This window comes from Flavobacterium branchiarum (assembly GCF_030409845.1).
Lineage (GTDB): Bacteria > Bacteroidota > Bacteroidia > Flavobacteriales > Flavobacteriaceae > Flavobacterium > Flavobacterium branchiarum.
In genome coordinates this window covers 1361783-1382935 of the sequence record NZ_JAUFQQ010000003.1, presented here as the reverse complement: position 1 = coordinate 1382935, position 21153 = coordinate 1361783, and the positions used below count along the sequence as shown (strand labels likewise).

The 21153-nt window shown below is 34.1% G+C and carries 12 protein-coding genes and 1 rRNA gene; 9 read left to right on the top strand and 4 right to left on the bottom strand.

Annotation, left to right across the window (positions count from 1 at the left end):
• Positions 1 to 19: 19 nt before the first annotated feature.
• From QWY99_RS06830 to QWY99_RS06820, 3 genes are all read right to left on the bottom strand, one after another.
• Positions 20 to 1533 (bottom strand): 16S ribosomal RNA (locus QWY99_RS06830).
• A gap of 956 nt (positions 1534 to 2489) precedes the next feature.
• Entirely contained in the window at positions 2490 to 3182 is a 693-nt protein-coding gene (locus QWY99_RS06825) for an SIMPL domain-containing protein (protein ID WP_290263055.1), read from the bottom strand.
• 48 nt (positions 3183 to 3230) lie between these two features.
• On the bottom strand, positions 3231 to 3869 hold the full coding sequence (locus QWY99_RS06820) for a rhomboid family intramembrane serine protease (protein ID WP_290263053.1): 639 nt from the start codon (positions 3867 to 3869) through the stop codon (positions 3231 to 3233).
• Between the two features lie 114 nt (positions 3870 to 3983).
• On the opposite strand from QWY99_RS06820, the gene QWY99_RS06815 reads away from it, so the two are divergent.
• Positions 3984 to 4865, top strand: a complete 882-nt coding sequence (locus QWY99_RS06815) for a lysophospholipid acyltransferase family protein (protein WP_290263050.1) — start codon at positions 3984 to 3986, stop codon at positions 4863 to 4865.
• 56 nt (positions 4866 to 4921) lie between these two features.
• Here the strand turns inward: QWY99_RS06815 and glmM are convergent, their stop codons facing one another.
• The gene (glmM, locus tag QWY99_RS06810) at positions 4922 to 6310 is read right to left on the bottom strand and encodes a phosphoglucosamine mutase (RefSeq protein WP_290263049.1); all 1389 of its coding nucleotides are present in this window, start codon (positions 6308 to 6310) and stop codon (positions 4922 to 4924) included.
• 190 nt (positions 6311 to 6500) lie between these two features.
• Here glmM and QWY99_RS06805 point away from each other — a divergent pair, with 190 nt between their 5' ends.
• The 8 genes from QWY99_RS06805 to QWY99_RS06770 all read left to right on the top strand — a co-directional run bounded on the left by QWY99_RS06805 (position 6501) and on the right by QWY99_RS06770 (position 21046).
• Positions 6501 to 7085 carry an acyl carrier protein phosphodiesterase gene (locus QWY99_RS06805; RefSeq protein ID WP_290263048.1) on the top strand — a complete coding sequence of 195 codons (585 nt, stop codon included), beginning with the start codon at positions 6501 to 6503 and terminating at the stop codon, positions 7083 to 7085.
• Entirely contained in the window at positions 7082 to 8767 is a 1686-nt protein-coding gene (gene ggt / locus QWY99_RS06800) for a gamma-glutamyltransferase (protein WP_290263046.1), read from the top strand. The genes QWY99_RS06805 and ggt overlap by 4 nt, the downstream gene beginning before the upstream one ends.
• A gap of 126 nt (positions 8768 to 8893) precedes the next feature.
• Positions 8894 to 10678 (top strand): chloride channel protein, encoded by a 1785-nt coding sequence (locus tag QWY99_RS06795; RefSeq protein ID WP_290263044.1) that lies wholly within the window; start codon positions 8894 to 8896, stop codon positions 10676 to 10678.
• Between the two features lie 60 nt (positions 10679 to 10738).
• The gene (locus QWY99_RS06790; RefSeq protein WP_290263042.1) at positions 10739 to 11692 is read left to right on the top strand and encodes a Fic family protein; all 954 of its coding nucleotides are present in this window, start codon (positions 10739 to 10741) and stop codon (positions 11690 to 11692) included.
• Positions 11693 to 11793: 101 nt separating this feature from the next.
• On the top strand, positions 11794 to 14625 hold the full coding sequence (gene uvrA / locus QWY99_RS06785; RefSeq protein WP_290263039.1) for an excinuclease ABC subunit UvrA: 2832 nt from the start codon (positions 11794 to 11796) through the stop codon (positions 14623 to 14625).
• A gap of 155 nt (positions 14626 to 14780) precedes the next feature.
• Positions 14781 to 15509 (top strand): LOG family protein, encoded by a 729-nt coding sequence (locus QWY99_RS06780; RefSeq protein ID WP_290263037.1) that lies wholly within the window; start codon positions 14781 to 14783, stop codon positions 15507 to 15509.
• Between the two features lie 196 nt (positions 15510 to 15705).
• The gene (locus QWY99_RS06775; protein ID WP_290263034.1) at positions 15706 to 18453 is read left to right on the top strand and encodes a gluzincin family metallopeptidase; all 2748 of its coding nucleotides are present in this window, start codon (positions 15706 to 15708) and stop codon (positions 18451 to 18453) included.
• A gap of 187 nt (positions 18454 to 18640) precedes the next feature.
• Complete coding sequence (locus QWY99_RS06770) at positions 18641 to 21046, top strand: alpha-ketoacid dehydrogenase subunit alpha/beta (protein ID WP_290263032.1); 2406 nt, start codon at positions 18641 to 18643, stop codon at positions 21044 to 21046.
• Positions 21047 to 21153: the final 107 nt, after the last annotated feature.

The window sequence follows — 21153 nt, the reverse complement described above, 5'->3', positions numbered from 1 at the left end:
GCTAACACTAAGGCTCTAGAAAGGAGGTGTTCCAGCCGCACCTTCCGGTACGGCTACCTTGTTACGACTTAGCCCTAGTTACCAGTTTTACCCTAGGCAGCTCCTTGCGGTCACCGACTTCAGGCACCCCCAGCTTCCATGGCTTGACGGGCGGTGTGTACAAGGCCCGGGAACGTATTCACCGGATCATGGCTGATATCCGATTACTAGCGATTCCAGCTTCACGGAGTCGAGTTGCAGACTCCGATCCGAACTGTGACCGGTTTTATAGATTCGCTCCTGGTCGCCCAGTGGCTGCTCTCTGTACCGGCCATTGTAGCACGTGTGTAGCCCAAGGCGTAAGGGCCGTGATGATTTGACGTCATCCCCACCTTCCTCACAGTTTGCACTGGCAGTCTTGTTAGAGTTCCCGACATGACTCGCTGGCAACTAACAACAGGGGTTGCGCTCGTTATAGGACTTAACCTGACACCTCACGGCACGAGCTGACGACAACCATGCAGCACCTTGTAATTTGTCTTGCGAAAAATCTGTTTCCAAATCGGTCAAACTACATTTAAGCCTTGGTAAGGTTCCTCGCGTATCATCGAATTAAACCACATGCTCCACCGCTTGTGCGGGCCCCCGTCAATTCCTTTGAGTTTCATTCTTGCGAACGTACTCCCCAGGTGGGATACTTATCACTTTCGCTTAGCCACTGAGATTGCTCCCAACAGCTAGTATCCATCGTTTACGGCGTGGACTACCAGGGTATCTAATCCTGTTCGCTACCCACGCTTTCGTCCATCAGCGTCAATCAATTAGTAGTAACCTGCCTTCGCAATTGGTATTCCATGTAATCTCTAAGCATTTCACCGCTACACTACATATTCTAGTTACTTCCTAATAATTCAAGTTTAGCAGTATCAATGGCCGTTCCACCGTTGAGCGATGGGCTTTCACCACTGACTTACTAAACCGCCTACGGACCCTTTAAACCCAATGATTCCGGATAACGCTTGGATCCTCCGTATTACCGCGGCTGCTGGCACGGAGTTAGCCGATCCTTATTCTTACAGTACCGTCAAGCTGGTTCACGAACCAGGGTTTCTTCCTGTATAAAAGCAGTTTACAATCCATAGGACCGTCATCCTGCACGCGGCATGGCTGGATCAGGCTTGCGCCCATTGTCCAATATTCCTCACTGCTGCCTCCCGTAGGAGTCTGGTCCGTGTCTCAGTACCAGTGTGGGGGATCTCCCTCTCAGGACCCCTACCCATCGTAGCCTTGGTAAGCCGTTACCTTACCAACTAGCTAATGGGACGCATGCTCATCTTTTACCGTTGTGACTTTAATTGCTGAATGATGCCATTCTGCAATGCTATGAGGTATTAATCCAAATTTCTCTGGGCTATCCCTCTGTAAAAGGTAGATTGCATACGCGTTACGCACCCGTGCGCCGGTCTCTGCTCCCGAAGAAGCATACCCCTCGACTTGCATGTGTTAAGCCTGCCGCTAGCGTTCATCCTGAGCCAGGATCAAACTCTTCATCGTATATTTTTTATATTATATTGCGACTCAGATTCTATCGGTTATATTCAAATCTTGCGATTCTATTACTCTTTATTATTTGTTTCGAAATCTCTTTCGAAACGGCTGTCAATTCAATATGTCTAAGAACTTTCTCTTTATTTTTGTGTCGCTTGTTTCTCAAAGCGGGTGCAAAAGTAATGAACTCCTTTTTAACTGGCAAGATATTTTTGAAGTTTTTTTTTAGAAATTTTTATTTCTAATTTCACTTCTTATCTTAGCAGTATTTCAAGGAACTTCGCTTCTTTTGCGGGGTGCAAATGTAACTTTCGTTTTCCAAACTCACAAGCTTTTTTTAATCTTTATTTTTAAAACTTTCGTTTCTATTTTTGATTGTTTGCTTGTCAGTATTTCAGTGAACGTCTTGTTTGTTGCGGGTGCAAAACTACCACCTTTTTCTAGATAAACAATACTTTTTGATCGTGTTTTTGTCTTTATTTTAAGTTTATTTCTTAATGTATTGATAACGTTAATTTTAACATTTGAGTGTTTTTGCGTTTTATGAGGTTTTTCTGCTGGGCAGCATTCTCTTTCCCTGTTTTCACTCGCTTTTACTGGGGTTCTCGCGAAGACGCAAAGACACAAAGCTTATTATATTGTCGTTAAACATGCAGTTTATCCTGTATTTTACCCTTCCTAGCCCTGATAGAAGCGGAAATCCTTGCCCTTTTTTCTTTAAAAAGGACAAGATTGAAGCGCATAGCAGGTAAAAGCTCCTAGAAATCGGTATGATCACTTCTTTTGATTCGTGTATCCTATTATAAAATGAGTAATCAAACCTATATATAAGGTAGAAAAATCAAAAACCTCTCCACGCTCAACATATCCCGAAGTCACAACAACCTTTCATCCATTTAAGCGTAAAAAAAATCCCGTCACTTTAAAATGACGGGATCTACTATATATAAGGAGTGTTCTAATTATTCTAAAATAAAACTCACACTTACATTTGATACGATTTCAATTTCTCCTATTGCTAATGTTTCGTTTGAAGCTGCGCCAGCACTATCCATAGCCATAGATTTCATAGCTGCATAAATTGGTTGCGGACGATATCCTTGAGAGTTATCTGAAATAACAATTGCCTTACCAACTTTTTGACCTAAAACAGAAACATAATCCTCTGCTTTTGACTTTGCATCTTTAATAGCTAGTTTTCTAGCTTCAGACTCATGTTGTGCTAATTTTGAAGATTCAAAAGCTACATTATCGATACGATTGATTCCTTGACCTACTAAACCTTCCATTAACTCATCGTACTTCGTTAGATCTTTCAACAAGATTTCAACTGTTTGAGTCGCATTATAATTATGTTTTTTCTTTTCATAATCATATTGAGGATTTAGCGAAACTTGTTTTGTTTTAAAATCTGCAGTTGGGATATTCATTTTTTTGATGAATTTTAAAACTGCATCCATTTTTTGATCGTTTTGCTTTTTTACCTCTTTAGCATTAGTTCCTTTAGTTTCAACAGTTGCTAAAATTGTTGCTTGATCTGGCGCAACTTTTACTTTCCCCTCACCAGACACACTAATTTGAGGAATTTGTTTAGTTTCTTGAGCGTAGGTCATAGTCATAAACATAAGGGTTAAAAATAAAGCTACTTTTTTCATATTTAAATCATTTTATTGTTTTGTTAATCCTTTTCAAAAGTTGTGCCATTATAACTTCCCAAGCTTTGCCATTATAAAAAGTATTACGATTGGAATAGCTAACAAAATGACCATCAATGAATGATCAACTACCAAAGTAGGCTCTTTTATTAAAGTAATAAAATAACCTCCAATGGCTCCTCCAAAATGAGCTGTATGTCCAATGTTATCATTTTTTGCCTTCATTCCATATATTGAATACAATAAATACATGATTCCAAATAGATAAGCTGGCATAGGAATTATAAAAAATATTCCTAACATCATGTTTGGTTGCAATAATATTGCTGAATATAAAACCCCTGTTACAGCTCCCGATGCTCCTACCGCACGATAACTATAATCATTTTTATGAAATACCATTGTTAGTAAACTTCCAAAAACTAAGCTCCCTATATAGATCAATGCAAACGAAAAATTCCCTAAGTGATTAATAACAACTGGTGCAAAAAACCAAAGGGTTAACATATTAAAAAGCAAATGCATCATATCAACATGCAAGAAACCAGATGTTAGCATTCTTATTTGCTCACCGGAACGAATGCTTCCGATATGAAATTCATATTTTCTAAAAAAGGAAAGATCATTAAATCCTTTATAACTAACTAATACATTGGCAATAATTATTCCTATCAAAATGCTATTCATATTCTCTATTTATTGTGAGTTGTAAATATAGTAATTCTCATAGACTCCACAGTTACCGATTAAAATATATACGTTATTCATTTTTGAGTTATATTTGTAAAAAAATTATACCGCATGCAATTTCTTGTTTACATATTATCATATCCATTACTTTGGATTATATCTATACTACCATTTCGAATTTTTTATTTACTTTCCGATATTGTTTATTTTATCGTTTATTACTTGGTTGGATACCGAAGAAAAACAGTTAAAAATAACTTAGCTCTTGCACTACCCCATCTTAATGAGACTGAAAGAAAAGTAATTGAGAAAAAATTCTACCAACATATGTGTGATATGTTCATGGAGATGATCAAAACAATGACTATTTCGCCAGAAGAAATGCATAAACGTTTTAAAATAACCAACATTGAACTTATAAAAGAGTACGAAGAAAAAGGCCAAAGCGTTATTTTGTTCGCTTCTCACTATGCCAGTTGGGAATGGTTATTAACTATAAACTCTCAAATTAAATTTAGAGGAATTGGCGTTTATAAGAAAATTGTTAATCCCTATTTTGACAAATTAGTAAGAAAAATACGTTCTAAATATGATGCTGAATTAGTTGAAACTAAAAAAATAATCCCACTCATGGCACAAAACCAAAGAGATGGCATCTTAAGTATGTATGGCCTAGCAAGTGATCAATCGCCAAAACTAGATAGAGCTTTTCATTGGGATTCTTTTATGGGGATTGAAGTTCCTGTTCATACTGGTGCCGAAATGCTAGCAAGAAAATACAATTTGAGTGTTTTATTTGTAAAAGTAAAAAAAGTAAAACGTGGTTATTATGAAGCAACTTTCATTCGTATTTGTGATACTCCTAAAAAAGCTGATGGGTTTGAAATTACCCACGCATACTTAAGAGAAGTTGAAAAACAAATTCTAGAAGCTCCGGAATACTATTTATGGACACATAAAAGATGGAAACACAGAAGAGATAACATATCATAAAACAAAAATGCCCGAAATAACATTTCGGGCATTTTTTATTAAAAGCAATAACTAGATTAAATTCCAGCAATAGCTTTTATTTCATCTATAATTCTTAAAGCTAAAACATCCGCTTTTTCTTGCGATGGAGCTTCTGTATAAATACGGATTATTGGCTCTGTATTTGATTTTCTTAAATGAACCCATTCTGTAGCAAAATCAATTTTTACTCCGTCAATGGTTGTAATGTCTTCATTTTTATATTTTTCTATCATTGCAACCAAAATTGCATCAACATCAATCTGAGGTGTTAATTCGATTTTGTTTTTACTCATATAATATTCTGGATAGGAAGCACGCAAAGCAGAAACACTCATTTTTTTATTTGCCAAGTGTGTCAAGAACAATGCAACTCCTACCAAACTATCACGTCCATAATGGGACTCTGGATAAATGATTCCTCCATTTCCTTCTCCACCAATGATAGCATTATTCTTTTTCATTAATTCTACTACATTCACTTCCCCTACCGCACTAGCTTCATATTTACCATTATGAGAAACTGTTACATCTCTTAAAGCACGAGATGATGACATATTCGAAACGGTATTTCCTGGTGTTTTACTCAAAACATAATCAGCACAAGCTACCAAAGTATATTCTTCACCAAACATTTCTCCGTCTTCGCAAATAAAAGCCAAGCGGTCTACATCTGGATCTACTACAACTCCTAAATCTGCTTTTTCTTTAACCACTAATTCTGAAATATCTGTTAGATGTTCTTTTAACGGCTCAGGATTATGAGGGAAATGCCCGTTTGGCTCGCAATATAATTTTACGACCTCAACACCCATTAATTCTAATAATTTTGGAATAATTATCCCTCCTGATGAATTTACTCCATCAACAACAACTTTAAATTTTGCCGCTTTTACAGCTTCAACATCAACTAAAGGCAAGTTTAAAACCTCATCGATGTGAATATCCATATAAGCATCATTTACTGTAATTTCTCCTAAGCTATCTACATCCGAAAAATCAAAAGCTTCTGCTTCGGCAATCTCCAAAATTTTTGCTCCTTCAGCTCCGTTTAAGAATTCTCCTTTTTCATTTAATAACTTTAGTGCATTCCACTGTTTTGGATTATGTGATGCAGTAAGTATTATTCCTCCATCAGCTTTTTCTAAAGGAACAGCAACTTCTACAGTTGGCGTTGTCGAAAGACCTAAATCTATAACGTTTATCCCTAAACCGATTAATGTATTCACAACTAGATTATGAATCATAGGTCCTGAGATCCTTGCATCACGACCAATAACAACTGTTAGCTTTTCTTTTTTATTATTATTTTTAAGGAATGTTCCATAAGCCGAAGCAAATTTAACTGCATCAACCGGTGTTAGATTATCACCTACTTTACCACCTATTGTTCCTCTTATCCCTGATATCGATTTTATTAAAGTCATTATGTTGAGTTACGGTTATTGCTACAAATATAAAAAAGTTGCTGAGTAAGTAGAAGAATTAGAGAGTAAGATTTATAAAAAGTATCTAAAACGCTGTGTTTTTAAGCAAATGAGTTGAAAAGTTTTTATTACTTTTACAATAGTAAACTTAACGCTCTACGTTTTTACAGTGTTAGTAACTCCAATAAAAATGAATTTCCTAGCTCATATATATCTCTCTGGCAATAATGATTTAATCAAAATAGGCAATTTTATGGCCGATGGAATTCGAGGGAAACAATTTGAAACTTTTCCTGCAGAGATTCAAAAAGGTATAATCTTACATCGTGCTATAGATACTTATACCGATGCTCATCCTATATTTAGACAAAGCACCAAAAAACTCCATGAAAAATACCATCATTACGCAGGTGTAATCATTGATGTGTTTTACGATCATTATTTAGCTAAAAACTGGAAAGTCTATTCTGATGAAAATCTCGAGGATTTCGTTAAAAGGTTTTATGATTCCTTAACAGAAAACCACACTCTTTTAACTGAAAAGACACAACATATGATGCCAATAATGTTTAGAGAAAATTGGCTCGTTAGTTATCAGACCATTGAAGGAATTCATCATATTCTAACCCAAATGGATCGTAGAACAAAAAACACTTCAAAAATGCAGTTCGCCAGTAACGAATTAAAGGAATATTATACCGAATTTGAAACAGAATTCACTGCTTTTTTTGAAGAATTAAAACAACATGTTAATCACAAATTACTTTCATTATGAAAAAGATTACCTTTTTATGCTACTTTATTTCTCTTACCTCTTTTGCACAGAGCACAACCAATCAACCAACAGGATTGGTTACCAGCAAAGCGATGGTCGTCTCAGCACGAGAAGAGGCATCTAAAATTGGTGCTGACATCATGAAAAAGGGAGGAAATGCATTTGACGCGATGATTGCTACCGAATTAGCTTTAGCAGTCGCATTTCCTTATGCAGGAAATATAGGTGGTGGTGGATTTATGGTATACCGAAAAGCAAATGGCGAAGTGGGCTCACTTGATTATAGAGAAAGAGCTCCTCTTGCAGCCACTAAAGATATGTTTCTAGACAAAAACGGAAACGTAATTAAAGGAAAAAGTACTGAAACTCCATTAGCAATTGGAGTTCCTGGAACTATTGCTGGAGTTTTTGCAGTACACAAAAAATTTGGTTCATTGCCAATGAAAACAATTTTGGAGCCAGTTATCGCTCTTGCAGAAAGAGGAGTCATTGTTACCAAAAAACAAGAAGCTCGTTTAGATAGTCATCGTGATGCTATTATAGAAAGAAATGGTAAAAACACTTTATTAGCTACTGTATACAAAGAAAAAGACACTATCAAATATCCTGCTTTGGCAGAAACGCTAAAAAGAATTCAAAAAAATGGTCGAAATGAATTTTACAAAGGAAAAACGGCTAAAATATTAGTTGATTACCTTAACAAGAAAGGTGGAATTATCACCATGAAAGATTTAGCCTTGTATGAAGCTAAATGGAGAGACCCATTGACTTTTAATTATAAAGATCTCAAAATTACTTCGATGTCGCCACCTAGTAGTGGAGGAATTTGTTTGGCACAAATTTTAAAAATGATTGAGCCTTACGACATACAAAAGATGGGACATAATTCAGCAGAGGCAATTCAAGTAATTGTAGAAGCTGAAAGAAGAGCGTATGCTGATAGAAGTTATTATTTGGGTGATCCTGATTTTGTGAAAATTCCATTAAAAGGATTGCTTGATGCAGATTACCTAAAGCAAAGAATGTCTAACTTTAGTTTTGACAAAGCCACTTTATCATCTGATATTAAAGAAGGAAAAGTAAAATACAGCGAAAGTACTGAAACGACTCATTATTCGATTGTAGACCAATTTGGAAATGCTATTGCAGCAACTACTACTCTTAATGATGGATACGGTTCTAAATATTACTGTGACGAACTTGGTTTTTTCCTAAACAATGAAATGGATGATTTTAGCGTTAAACCAGGGGAGCCAAATATGTTTGGACTTGTAGGAAACGAAGCTAATAGCATTGCTCCTAAAAAAAGAATGTTAAGTTCTATGACACCAACAATTGTTGAAAAAAACGGTAGTTTATATATGGTAGTAGGAACTCCTGGAGGATCTACTATTATCACCTCTGTTTTACAAACTATATTAAATGTACACGAATATAATTTTAGCATGCAAGAAGCTGTAAATGCTCCTCGTTTTCATCACCAATGGTTACCTGATAATGTCATTTTTGAACCTAATGCTTTTGATACCAAAACGCTTGATTATTTAAAGGCTAAAAACTACATCATCAATGAAAAAAATCCTCCAGTAATAGGAAAAGTAGATGCCATTTTAATTCTACCAAACAAAAAACTAGAAGGTGGTGCTGATTATCGTGGAGATGATGCTGCCGTTGGATTTTAATAAATAACATTTAAAACACTTTTTTTAAAGCTGTTACTTTCTTTAAGGAGATTAACAGCTTTAAAATTGTTTAATTTGGGTTCTAAAGGTTAAATTTGCACTTTCATATAACTTTTTTAAAACATAATGTTAAAAAAATACTTCAGGAGATTCGAATCAATTATTGCTATGCTGCAATCAATATTGACGCAAAAGCAATTCATATTCATGTCCAGTGTTTTGGTTGGTATTTCGTGTGCCTTTGCTGTAATTGTATTAAAAACTTTTGCACATAGTGTATTCTCGTTTGCTACTTACATTAATGGAATCCTAAAACTAAGTTTCATCAATAGTATCTTACCTATCATTGGTATTTTACTTACTGTGTTTGTGGTCAAAAAAGTTTTAGGCGGAACTATTGAAAAAGGTACTTCACAGATTTTACATACTGTTGCTAAGAAAGCTAGTATCATTCCTAAAAAGCAAATGTATGCACAAATCATCACCAGTTCCCTTACTGTTGGTCTTGGTGGTTCTGCAGGATTAGAAAGCCCAATTGTAGTTACAGGAGCTGCTTTTGGTTCTAATTATGCACAAAATTATAGATTACCTTATAAAGACAGAACATTACTTATTGGTTGCGGTGTTGCAGCTGGTATTGCTGCAGCATTTAACGCTCCAATTGCTGGTGTCCTTTTTGCTATCGAGGTTTTATTGGTAGATGTAAGTATTTCTGCATTTACCCCAATTATGATTTCTGCTGCTACGGGAGCTTTGGTTTCAGCAATTGTTTTAGATGAAAGCGTTTTACTGTCTTTTAAACAACAACAAACATTTGATTATCACAATATCCCTTTTTATGTCCTTCTTGGAGTACTTACTGGATTCATTGCAGTATATTACGCTAGGAACTTCCAGAGAGTAGAACATTATTTTTCTCAATTGAAGATGAGCGCATATAAAAAGGCCTTGTTTGGATCTTCGATGTTGGCAATTCTTATATTCATCTTTCCTACTCTTTTTGGAGAGGGATATGAAAGTATAAAAACACTATCTGAAAGTGATCCCGGAAAATTACTAGACAATACTCTATTTGAAAGCTTTAGAAATAATCAATGGGTTTTACTTCTTTTTGTTGGATGTACCATGATGGTGAAAGTTTTTGCTTCTGGCTTAACAATTGGTAGTGGTGGTAATGGAGGAAACTTTGCTCCTTCCCTATTTTTAGGTTCTTATATCGGTTATTTCTTTTCAAAATTAATAAGCCTAACTGGACTTACACAATTACCAATCAGTAATTTTACAATGGTTGGAATGGCTGGAATTTTAAGTGGATTGTTTCATGCTCCTCTTACTGCTATTTTCCTTATTGCGGAGATTACAGGTGGTTATAGCTTAATGATTCCGCTTATGATTGTTTCTTCAATTAGTTTTGCTATTTCTAAACGTTTTGAAAAATATTCTCTTGATGTAAAAGGTTTGGCTCAAAAAGGACACGCATTTACAAGTAATAAAGATTCAAATATTTTATCCACTCTTGAAATTGATTCAATCATCCAAACAGATTATCTAACTATTTCTCCTGACGAACACCTTAGCAAATTGGTTGATTATATTTCGCATTCTAATCAAGTAGTTTTCGCAGTAATAAATTCAGAATCTGAATTAGTTGGAATAGTACACTTTAATGACATTCGTGAGATTATATTCAATGTTTATAGAGTAAAATATACTTTGATAAAAGACATCATGAAAACTCCCCCTGCAACTATTATCGCTACAGATAGCATGGAAACGGTGATGAATAAATTTGAAGAATCTAAAGTAGCATTTCTTCCAGTAATTAAAAATGGAAAATATTACGGATTCATTTCCAAATCTATAGCATTAGAAGCCTATAGAACAAAATTAAAATCTATGACAATCGATTAGATTTTAATATCGGATAGGTAGTTGTTTTGATATATCCGATATTAAGAGTAACTTTGTCCGATGTGGAATATAGACTTAACATATAGAACAGAATTTCAAGCAACATTTGATAGGCTCTACCAAAAAAGACAAAATCTTCAAGCAAGCAGACCATTACCTAACATTGCTTTGCACAAAATCCGCGAAAGCTTATCGATAGAATGGACATACAACTCCAATAGCATCGAAGGAAACACTATGAGCTTAAGAGAAACCCAAATGGTTATTCAGGAAGGAATCACTATAAAAGGAAAATCACTTCGAGAACATTTTGAAACCCATAACCACGATAAAGCTATTGATTATTTATATTCGATTGTAAGTGACGATTACAAACTTCGAAGCATAGACATCCTTTCACTCCATGGTTTGGTTTTACGCTCTATCGAAGATGATTTTGCCGGTCGGATCCGAAATGGGGGTGTACGAATTTCTGGAGCTAATTTTATCCCTCCAAACGCAAATAAAGTTTCTGATTATCTAGATGAATTAATCGATTTTGTAAACACAAATCCATTAGGGTTAAATGATATAGAGCTAGCAACTATTTTTCATCATAAATTAGTTTGGATTCATCCATTCTTTGATGGTAACGGGCGTACTGTTCGCTTGAGTATGAATTTACTATTAATGCGATGTGGTTTTCCTCCTGCTATAGTCTTAAAAAATGATAGGAAAAAATATTACGAAGCACTTAACCAAGCTAATAATGGTAATTATCAAAAACTAATTCTTTTGATGAGCCAAGCACTAGAAAGAACACTCAATATCTATCTAAATGCAATGCCTGATAATGAAACCGAATACAAAACAATATTAGATATCGTAAGTGAACCAAGTGCACCTTACGGTCAAGAATATGTTAGTTTATTGGCACGTACGGGTAAAATAGACGCCTATAAAGAGGGTAGAAATTGGTATACAACCAAAGAAGCTATCGATGACTACATTAAAACTCGCAAAAGAAAACGCTAACCAAAAGTTAGCGTTTTTTGTTACTAATTGTAACATAAAGTTTTGCAGTGTAATATCAAAAGAACAAATCAAAATGGTAACTTTGCTTTTTTGCAAAAATTATGTCGGATACAAACAATACTATTGAAGTTCTTGGTGCAAGAGTTCACAATCTAAAAAATATCGATATTTCTATTCCACGTGAGCAACTGGTAGTAATTACTGGCTTATCTGGTTCGGGAAAATCTTCTTTGGCATTTGATACCATCTATGCTGAAGGACAACGTCGTTATGTAGAAACTTTTTCGGCTTATGCCAGACAGTTTTTAGGTGGTTTGGAACGTCCTGATGTTGACAAAATCGACGGACTTTCACCAGTAATTGCTATTGAACAAAAAACAACTAGTAAAAGTCCACGTTCTACCGTAGGAACTATTACTGAAATATACGATTTCCTTCGTTTGTTATATGCTAGAGGTGCTGATGCCTATAGTTACAATACGGGCGAAAAAATGGTTAGTTATAGCGACGAACAAATTAAAGATTTAATCATTCATGACTTTAATGGCAAGCGCATTAATATTCTTGCTCCAGTAATTAGAGCACGTAAAGGTCATTATGCTGAACTTTTTCAACAAATAACAAAGCAAGGTTTTATCAAAGTTCGCGTTAACGGCGAAGTACAAGATTTAGTTACAGGAATGAAGCTAGATCGTTATAAAACACATGATATCGAAATTGTTGTAGACCGAATGGTTATTGAAGATACTCCTGACAATCAAAAGCGATTATCAGAAAGTATTAATACTGCAATGAATCATGGCGAAAATGTATTAATGATCCTTGATCAAGACACTAACGAAGTACGTTATTTTAGTCGTAATTTAATGTGTCCATCTACTGGTATATCGTATCAAAATCCTGAACCAAACTTATTTTCGTTCAACTCCCCAAAAGGAGCTTGTTCTCATTGTAACGGATTAGGAACTGTAAACGAAATCAATATTAAAAAAATAATACCTAATCCTAAATTATCTATTAAAGCTGGTGGATTTGCTCCGCTTGGTGAATATAAGTCTTCTTGGATTTTTAAGCAATTAGAAGTTATTGGAGAGAAGTTTGGTTTTAAAATCACTGATCCTATCGAGACAATTTCTGAAGAAGCCATGAACATGATTTTACATGGTGGAAAAGATAAATTCACAGTAAACTCAAAAGATTTAGGTGTTGCTAGAGATTATAAGATAGATTTTGAAGGAATATCAAATTTTATCAAAAATCAACATAACGAAAGTGCTTCGACCTCAATAAAACGTTGGGCAAAAGATTTTATGGACGAAATTAAATGTCCAGAATGTCATGGTTCGAGATTAAAGAAAGAAGCTTTATTTTTTAAAATAAACGAAAAAAATATCACCGAATTATGTGATATGGATATATCGGATTTGACAACGTGGTTTATGGATCTACAAAGTCATTTATCCGACAAACAACTTTTGATTGCTTCTGAGGTTGTCAAAGAAATAAAAGATCGTCTGAACTTCTTGATGAATGTAGGTTTGAATTATTTGGCTTTAAGCCGAAGTTCAAAATCACTATCTGGAGGTGAAGCACAACGTATTCGATTGGCGACTCAAATTGGTTCGCAATTAGTAGGTGTATTGTATATTCTGGATGAGCCAAGCATTGGTTTACACCAAAGAGATAATGAAAAACTAATTCATTCTTTGGAACAATTACGTGATATCGGAAACTCTGTTATTGTGGTTGAACACGATAAAGATATGATTGAACGTGCCGATTATGTGATTGATATTGGTCCAAAAGCAGGAAAGTTTGGTGGAGAAATTATCAGTAAAGGAACTCCTAAAGAAATTTTAGAACAACACACCACAACAGCAATGTACCTAAATGGTGAAATGAAAATTGAGATCCCTGCTAAACGTCGTGAAGGAAATGGAAAATTTTTAAAACTTACCGGCGCTACTGGAAATAATCTAAAAAATGTTTCGATAGAAATACCATTAGGTAAAATGATATGCGTTACTGGTGTATCTGGAAGTGGAAAATCGACATTGATTAACGAAACACTCTATCCTATTCTAAACGCTTATTATTTTAATGGCGTTAAGAAACCGCAACCGTACAAGAAAATTGAAGGCTTGGAACATATTGATAAAGTTATTGATATTGACCAAAGTCCGATTGGGCGAACTCCTCGCTCTAATCCTGCAACATATACCGAGGTTTTTACTGAAATAAGAAATCTGTTTACGATGACTTCCGAAAGTATGATTCGTGGTTATAAAGCGGGTCGTTTTAGCTTTAATGTAAAAGGTGGTCGTTGTGAAACTTGCGAAGGATCAGGTGTAAGAACTATCGAAATGAACTTCTTACCTGATGTTTATGTTGAATGCGAAACTTGCCAAGGAAAACGCTTTAACCGCGAAACTCTTGAAATACGTTACAAAGGAAAATCAATCTCGGATGTTTTAAATATGACAGTAGATGAAGCTGTTCCGTTTTTTGAAAATATTCCTAAGATTTACCGAAAAGTAAAAACAATTCAAGATGTTGGTTTAGGATATATTACTCTTGGACAACAAAGCACAACTCTTTCTGGTGGTGAGGCGCAACGTATTAAATTAGCAGGTGAATTATCTAAAAAAGATACTGGTAACACTTTCTACATACTTGATGAACCTACAACTGGATTGCATTTTGAAGACATTCGTGTTCTTATGGATGTAATCAATAAATTAGTCGACAAAGGAAATACTATCTTGATTATCGAACATAATATGGATGTAATAAAATTGGCCGATTATATTATAGATATTGGTCCTGAAGGTGGAAAAGGTGGCGGACAACTAGTTGCTAAAGGTACTCCTGAAGAAATAATTAAAAATAAGAAAAGTTACACGGCTCAGTTTTTGAAAAAGGAATTATCTTAGTATATTGCACCCCGCTTTAAAAAAACAAACACCATTTTAAGACGAAGCTCTAGCCCAGATAGTAGCGATATCCTTTTGGTTTTTTCTTTAAAAATCAAAAGATAAAGCGGATAGCTGGTGAATGCTTCTGAAAAAATAAATTAATACAAAAGAAAATGAGATTAGAAGATTTTGACAATGACGAGGATAAAGTAATCCAAGATAAATTAAAACAAAAAACATGGAACGAAATCAGAACCAATGACAGTTGGGCGATTTTTAAAATCATGGCTGAATTTGTGAATGGATATGAGAACATGGGACGCATTGGTCCGTGTGTGTCTATTTTTGGATCAGCGAGAACAAAACCAGATGATAAATATTATTTATTGGCTGAAAAAATTGCTTACAAAATCAGTAAAGCTGGTTACGGTGTAATTACTGGTGGTGGCCCTGGAATCATGGAAGCTGGTAATAAAGGTGCTCACTTAGGCGGAGGAACTTCGGTAGGTTTGAACATTGAATTGCCTTTTGAACAACATTTCAACCCATATATTGACCATGATAAAAACTTAAACTTTGACTACTTTTTTGTACGCAAAGTAATGTTTGTAAAGTATTCTCAAGGTTTTGTAGTTATGCCAGGTGGTTTTGGAACTCTTGATGAAATGTTTGAAGCAATCACATTGATTCAGACAAAAAAAATTGGAAGATTCCCTATCATTTTAGTCGGATCGGAATTCTGGTCTGGATTAATTGATTGGATAAAAACAACTTTGGTAGAAAAGGAACATACCGTAAGTCCTGATGATTTAGACTTATTCAAAATCGTTGATTCTGAGGATGAAGTAGTTGAAGCTCTGGATAAATTCTATAAGAAATATGATTTAAGTCCAAATTTCTAAATTTTAAAAAGCTGTGTAATAACAGCTTTTTTTATGTTTTTTTCTTTCTATTAAGTTTCATAAATCCACAATTAATAGTATATTTATTTCGTAATTAAATATTTAAGGATAATCATTGAAGATACTTTCGAAACTTATTATTTGTACTCTTGTTTTATTTAGCTCGATAAAACAATACGCTCAGCACCATTCTAAAATGATGGTTGCAGTAAATCTCGAGCTAAAAACATTAAATATCAGACAGGAGATTACTTTCAATAATGTATCAAATGACACTTTAATTTCTGTTGTTCTTAATGATTGGAACAATTCCTTTTCGGATAAAAATACTCCACTCGCCAAACGTTTTTCGGATGAATTTTACAGAGGATTCCATCTTGCTAAACCCGAAGAACGAGGAAACACAACAATTATTAGCTTAGCCGATACTCAAGACGGAGCACTTGCTTGGGAAAGGTCTGTTAAAAACCCCGATTTTATTGTAGTGAAGCTAAACCAAAAACTTGCTCCTAATGAAACTATTGTTTTGCACCTTACTTATATTGTAAAAATTCCTAGTGATAAATTCACGAAATATGGATTTTCTCAAAACGGAAGTTTAAACCTAAAAAACTGGTTCCTGACCCCTGCTCGATTTGAGAATCATCGTTTTATAAAATACAACAATTACAATCTAGATGATATTGCAAATGCTACCACTAATTATGATGTTGAAATTAAAATTCCAACTAATTATACTATAACGACCGACTTAGATAAGGTTTCGCAAGAACAATTTGAAACTTATAGCAATACTAACTATTCTGGCAATAAGAGAACTGATTTCAGTATGTTTATTGAACCTAAAAATAGTTTTAAGAATTATAAAATTGGTTCTCTAGAAGTTGCAACGAATTTAAAGAATAATAATTTAGATGAGATTCAGAAAGCGCTTGCGATAAGTAAAATCGTAGAATACACAAATGCTTACATTGGCACGTATCCACATGATAAAATTACTGTTTCGCAAATAGATTACGAAAAAAATCCGTTTTATGGTTTAAATCAATTGCCTTCATTTATAAATCCATTTCCAGATGCATTTATGTTTGAAATTAAGTTTTTAAAGACTTATTTAAGTACTTATTTAAAAAACAGCTTACGTTTAGATCCTAGAAAAGACAACTGGATCTATGATGGTATACAGATTTATGTCATGATGAAATACATTGAAGAAAACTACCCAGACCAAAAAATGATGGGGAGTCTATCTAAAATGAAAATCTTAAAAAGCTACAAACTAACTAATTTAAGTTTTAACGAACAGTACAGCTATTTTTATATGCTAATGGCCCGTAAAAACCTTGATCAACCCTTGGGAGACCCTAAGAATACCCTAATAAAGTTTAACGAACAAATTGCTAGTAAATACCGAGCTGGTCTAAGTCTTAGCTATCTAGACGATTATTTGGGCAACAATAGTGTACAAACAAGTATTCAGGATTTTTACGAACTTAATAAAATTGAGCAAGTAAGTCGTACAAACTTTGAAAGCTTAATGAGTTACAATGCTAAAAAAGACATCAATTGGTTCTTTGATATTATAATTAACTCCAGAAAAATAATTGATTACAAATTCCATAATGTTTCTAAAACTAAAGATAGCATTACGTTTTCTATAAGAAACAAAACAGACAATTATCTTCCGATTCCTATTTATGGAGTGAAGAAAAAAGAAGTCATGTTTAAACAATGGATGGACACTAAAAGTACCGATACTACATTTACTGTGGAAAGAAAAAATGCAGATAAAATTGTTCTTAATTACCATAATGAAGCTCCTGAATACAATTTGAGAAACAACTGGAAATCTTTAAAAGGTTTTTCACCTACTAATCGTCCTATAAAGTTTAATTTTGCCAAAGACTTAGAAGATCCTTATTACAATCAGATCATCTATATTCCAACTCTAAATTATAATTATTATGACGGAATTACTCCTGGAATACGTTTTCATAATAAAACTATACTAGACAAACCTTTCCTGTTTGATGTTAACCCAGCCTATTCTATAAAAGCAAAGACTATATCAGGTTCGTCAATATTTTCATTTGTTCAAAATTATAGAAATAGTACTTTATACAATGTTAAATATTCTTTTTCTGAGGCCTATTTTCATTATGCTCCTGACGCAACGTACTTAAAATTGAATCCGATGGTGCAGTTACGAATTAGAGAAGAAAATTTTCGTGATAACAGAAAGCAACTTATCACGATTCGTCAGGTTATTGTGAATAGAGAAAAAAGTGATTATATAACCGATAATTCTAGTCCAAATTACTCTGTATTTAATGCTCGATATTACAATACAAAAACGGAGATTACGAATCATTTTAATTTTATGTCGGAAGTACAATTTGCAAGTCAATTTGGAAAACTTGCCAGCGAAATAGAATTCAGAAAACTTTTTGAAAACAATCGTCAAATTAATCTAAGAATGTACGCCGGAGCTTTTTTATACAACACCACTAATTCTGATTATTTCAGTTTCGGTATTGATCGCCCTACTGATTATTTATTTGACTATAATTATTATGGTAGATCTGAAAATACTGGTGTTTTTAGTCAGCAATTTATAATGGCCGAAGGTGGTTTTAAATCAAAATTAACTCCTCAGTTTGCCAATCAATGGATAGGAACTTTAAATGCGAGTTATTCCCTTTGGAACTGGATAGAGATCTATGGAGACGTTGGCTTTATTAAGAGCAAAGCCCTTTCTGAGAAATTTATATACGATAGTGGTATACGCTTAAACTTTGTTCCTGATTACTTTGAATTGTATTTCCCTGTGTATTCTAACAACGGATGGGAAATTTCTCAAGATAATTATGGTGAAAAAATACGATTTGTAGTCACTTTATCACCTAAAACATTAACCAATCTTTTTACAAGAAAGTGGTTTTAATCAAATAAAAAATTAACAAAACATAAATTATTATCACAAAATTAAACAAAACAATAAAAATACAATAAAAAAAGCATCCTGTAATACCCATTTAAATACAGATAATTAAATTATATTTTTTTTAACGAATTATGATAATTGCTACTTTTTAAGTAATTTTGTGACCTAACATGACCCTTTCCCGATTATGATAAAAGAAAAAAACAATACTACACTTACTTTCGAAGATTTCAAAACTGAAGTTTTGAACGACTACAGAATCGCTATAATTAGCAGGGAATGTAGCTTATTAGGTCGTAAGGAAGTGTTGACAGGAAAAGCTAAATTTGGAATTTTTGGTGACGGAAAAGAAGTTCCTCAATTGGCGATGGCTAAAGCTTTCAAAAATGGTGACTTCCGTTCGGGATACTACCGCGATCAGACTTTCATGATGGCAATTGGACAATTAACTCCAAAACAGTTTTTTGCTGGTTTGTACGGACATACTGATATAGATTTTGATCCGATGTCTGCAGGTAGACAAATGGGTGGACATTTTGTTACTCATAGTTTAAATGAAGATGGTTCTTGGAAAAATCTAACTAAACAAAAAAACTCTAGTGCTGATATCTCTCCTACTGCTGGGCAAATGCCAAGATTATTAGGACTTGCTCAAGCATCTAAAATATATCGAAATGTTGATGGTATAAAAATCAAAGATAATTTCTCTGTTAATGGTAACGAGATTGCTTGGGGAACTATTGGAAACGCTAGTACTTCTGAAGGTTTATTTTTTGAAACTATTAATGCTGCTGGTGTATTACAAGTACCAATGGTAATGAGTGTTTGGGATGATGAATACGGAATTTCTGTTCACGCAAGACATCAAACCACTAAAGAAAATATCTCTGAAATATTAAAAGGATACCAACGCGACGAAAACGCTAACGGATATGAAATCTTTAGAGTAAAAGGTTGGGATTACGCTGAATTAATTGCTACTTATGAAGAAGCAGCTGCTATTGCACGCGAAAAACATATTCCTGTGTTAATTCACGTAAACGAATTAACACAGCCACAAGGACATTCTACTTCTGGTTCTCACGAACGTTATAAGAATGCTGCTCGTTTAGCTTGGGAAAAAGATTTTGACTGTATTCGTCAGATGAAATTATGGATGATTGCAATTAATATTGCTTCTCCTGAAGAATTGGCTGAAATGGAACTTGAGCTGAAAAAAGAAGTTTTTGATGCTAAAAAAGAAGCATGGAATTCTTTTATAGATCCAATTATACACGATCAAAAGGAATTACTTTCTTTACTAGAAAACATTGCTTCAAAAAGCGCTAAAAAAGACGAAATAGCAAAACTAACTACTGATTTAAGCACTATTAAATCGCCTTTAAAGAAAGAAATGCTTGCTGTTGCTCGTAAAGTATTACGTCTAATTATTAATGAAGATAGTAAAACTGAATTAGCAAACTGGATTACATCTTATATTGCTACAACACAAGAAAAATTCAGTAGTAATTTATTTTCTGACTCTGATCTAAATGTTTTCTCTGTAGAAAAAGTTTTACCAAAATATGAGGACAATACCTTAGATGTTGATGGAAGAATGATTGTTAGAGATAATTTTGATGCAATATTCACTAAATATCCAGAAACATTAATCTTTGGAGAAGATGTTGGTAACATTGGTGATGTTAACCAAGGATTAGAAGGCATGCAAGAAAAATATGGAGAACTTCGTGTTGCCGATGTTGGTATTCGTGAAGCAACCATAATTGGTCAAGGAATTGGAATGGCTTTAAGAGGTTTACGTCCTATTGCTGAAATTCAATATTTAGATTATCTGCTATATGCAATCCAAATTATGAGTGATGATTTGGCTACTTTACAATATAGAACTGTAGGTAAACAAAAAGCACCATTAATCATTAGAACACGTGGTCACCGCTTAGAAGGAATCTGGCATTCGGGTTCACCAATGGGGATGATTATAAATGCTATACGTGGAATTCATGTGTTAGTACCAAGAAACATGACTCAAGCTGCTGGTTTCTATAATACATTATTAGAATGTGATGAGCCTGCTCTTGTAATCGAGTGCTTAAATGGATACAGGTTGAAAGAAAAAGCACCAAGCAATTACGGAGAATTCAAAACCCCAATTGGAGTTATTGAGACTCTAAAAGAAGGTAAAGATATTACGCTAGTTTCATACGGTTCAACTTTAAGATTAGTAGAACAAGCGGCTACTGAATTACTTCAAGCTGGTATCGATTGTGAAATTATTGATTTACAATCTCTACTTCCGTTTGATGTTAATCAAGATATTGTAAAGAGTATCGCAAAAACTAATCGCCTATTGGTTATCGATGAAGATTTACCTGGTGGAGCTTCTGCTTTTATCTTGCAACAAATTGTTGAACAACAAGACGCTTATTTACATTTAGATAGCAAACCACAAACATTAACTGCTAAAGCACACAGACCTGCTTACGGTACTGATGGAGATTACTTTTCTAAACCTTCTACTGAAGACATTTATGAAAAAGTATATAGCATGATGAATGAGGTAAACCCATCTAAATATCCAAATTTATACTAAGAGAGTTCAATCTCGATTTAAATATAAAAAAGCTCCAAATCAGTACGATTTGGAGCTTTTTTGGTTTCATTGCGTTTTATTTTTACGAATACTAGGGAGAGAAATAT

Excerpts from the sequence above, each read along its gene's own strand:
- QWY99_RS06825 (WP_290263055.1), bottom strand. The coding sequence starts at position 3,182 with ATGAAAAAAGTAGCTTTATTTTTAACCCTTATGTTTATGACTATGACC.
- QWY99_RS06820 (WP_290263053.1), bottom strand. The coding sequence starts at position 3,869 with ATGAATAGCATTTTGATAGGAATAATTATTGCCAATGTATTAGTTAGT.
- QWY99_RS06815 (WP_290263050.1), top strand. The coding sequence starts at position 3,984 with ATGCAATTTCTTGTTTACATATTATCATATCCATTACTTTGGATTATA.
- glmM (WP_290263049.1), bottom strand. The coding sequence starts at position 6,310 with ATGACTTTAATAAAATCGATATCAGGGATAAGAGGAACAATAGGTGGT.
- QWY99_RS06805 (WP_290263048.1), top strand. The coding sequence starts at position 6,501 with ATGAATTTCCTAGCTCATATATATCTCTCTGGCAATAATGATTTAATC.
- ggt (WP_290263046.1), top strand. The coding sequence starts at position 7,082 with ATGAAAAAGATTACCTTTTTATGCTACTTTATTTCTCTTACCTCTTTT.
- QWY99_RS06795 (WP_290263044.1), top strand. The coding sequence starts at position 8,894 with ATGTTAAAAAAATACTTCAGGAGATTCGAATCAATTATTGCTATGCTG.
- QWY99_RS06790 (WP_290263042.1), top strand. The coding sequence starts at position 10,739 with ATGTGGAATATAGACTTAACATATAGAACAGAATTTCAAGCAACATTT.
- uvrA (WP_290263039.1), top strand. The coding sequence starts at position 11,794 with ATGTCGGATACAAACAATACTATTGAAGTTCTTGGTGCAAGAGTTCAC.
- QWY99_RS06780 (WP_290263037.1), top strand. The coding sequence starts at position 14,781 with ATGAGATTAGAAGATTTTGACAATGACGAGGATAAAGTAATCCAAGAT.
- QWY99_RS06775 (WP_290263034.1), top strand. The coding sequence starts at position 15,706 with ATGATGGTTGCAGTAAATCTCGAGCTAAAAACATTAAATATCAGACAG.
- QWY99_RS06770 (WP_290263032.1), top strand. The coding sequence starts at position 18,641 with ATGATAAAAGAAAAAAACAATACTACACTTACTTTCGAAGATTTCAAA.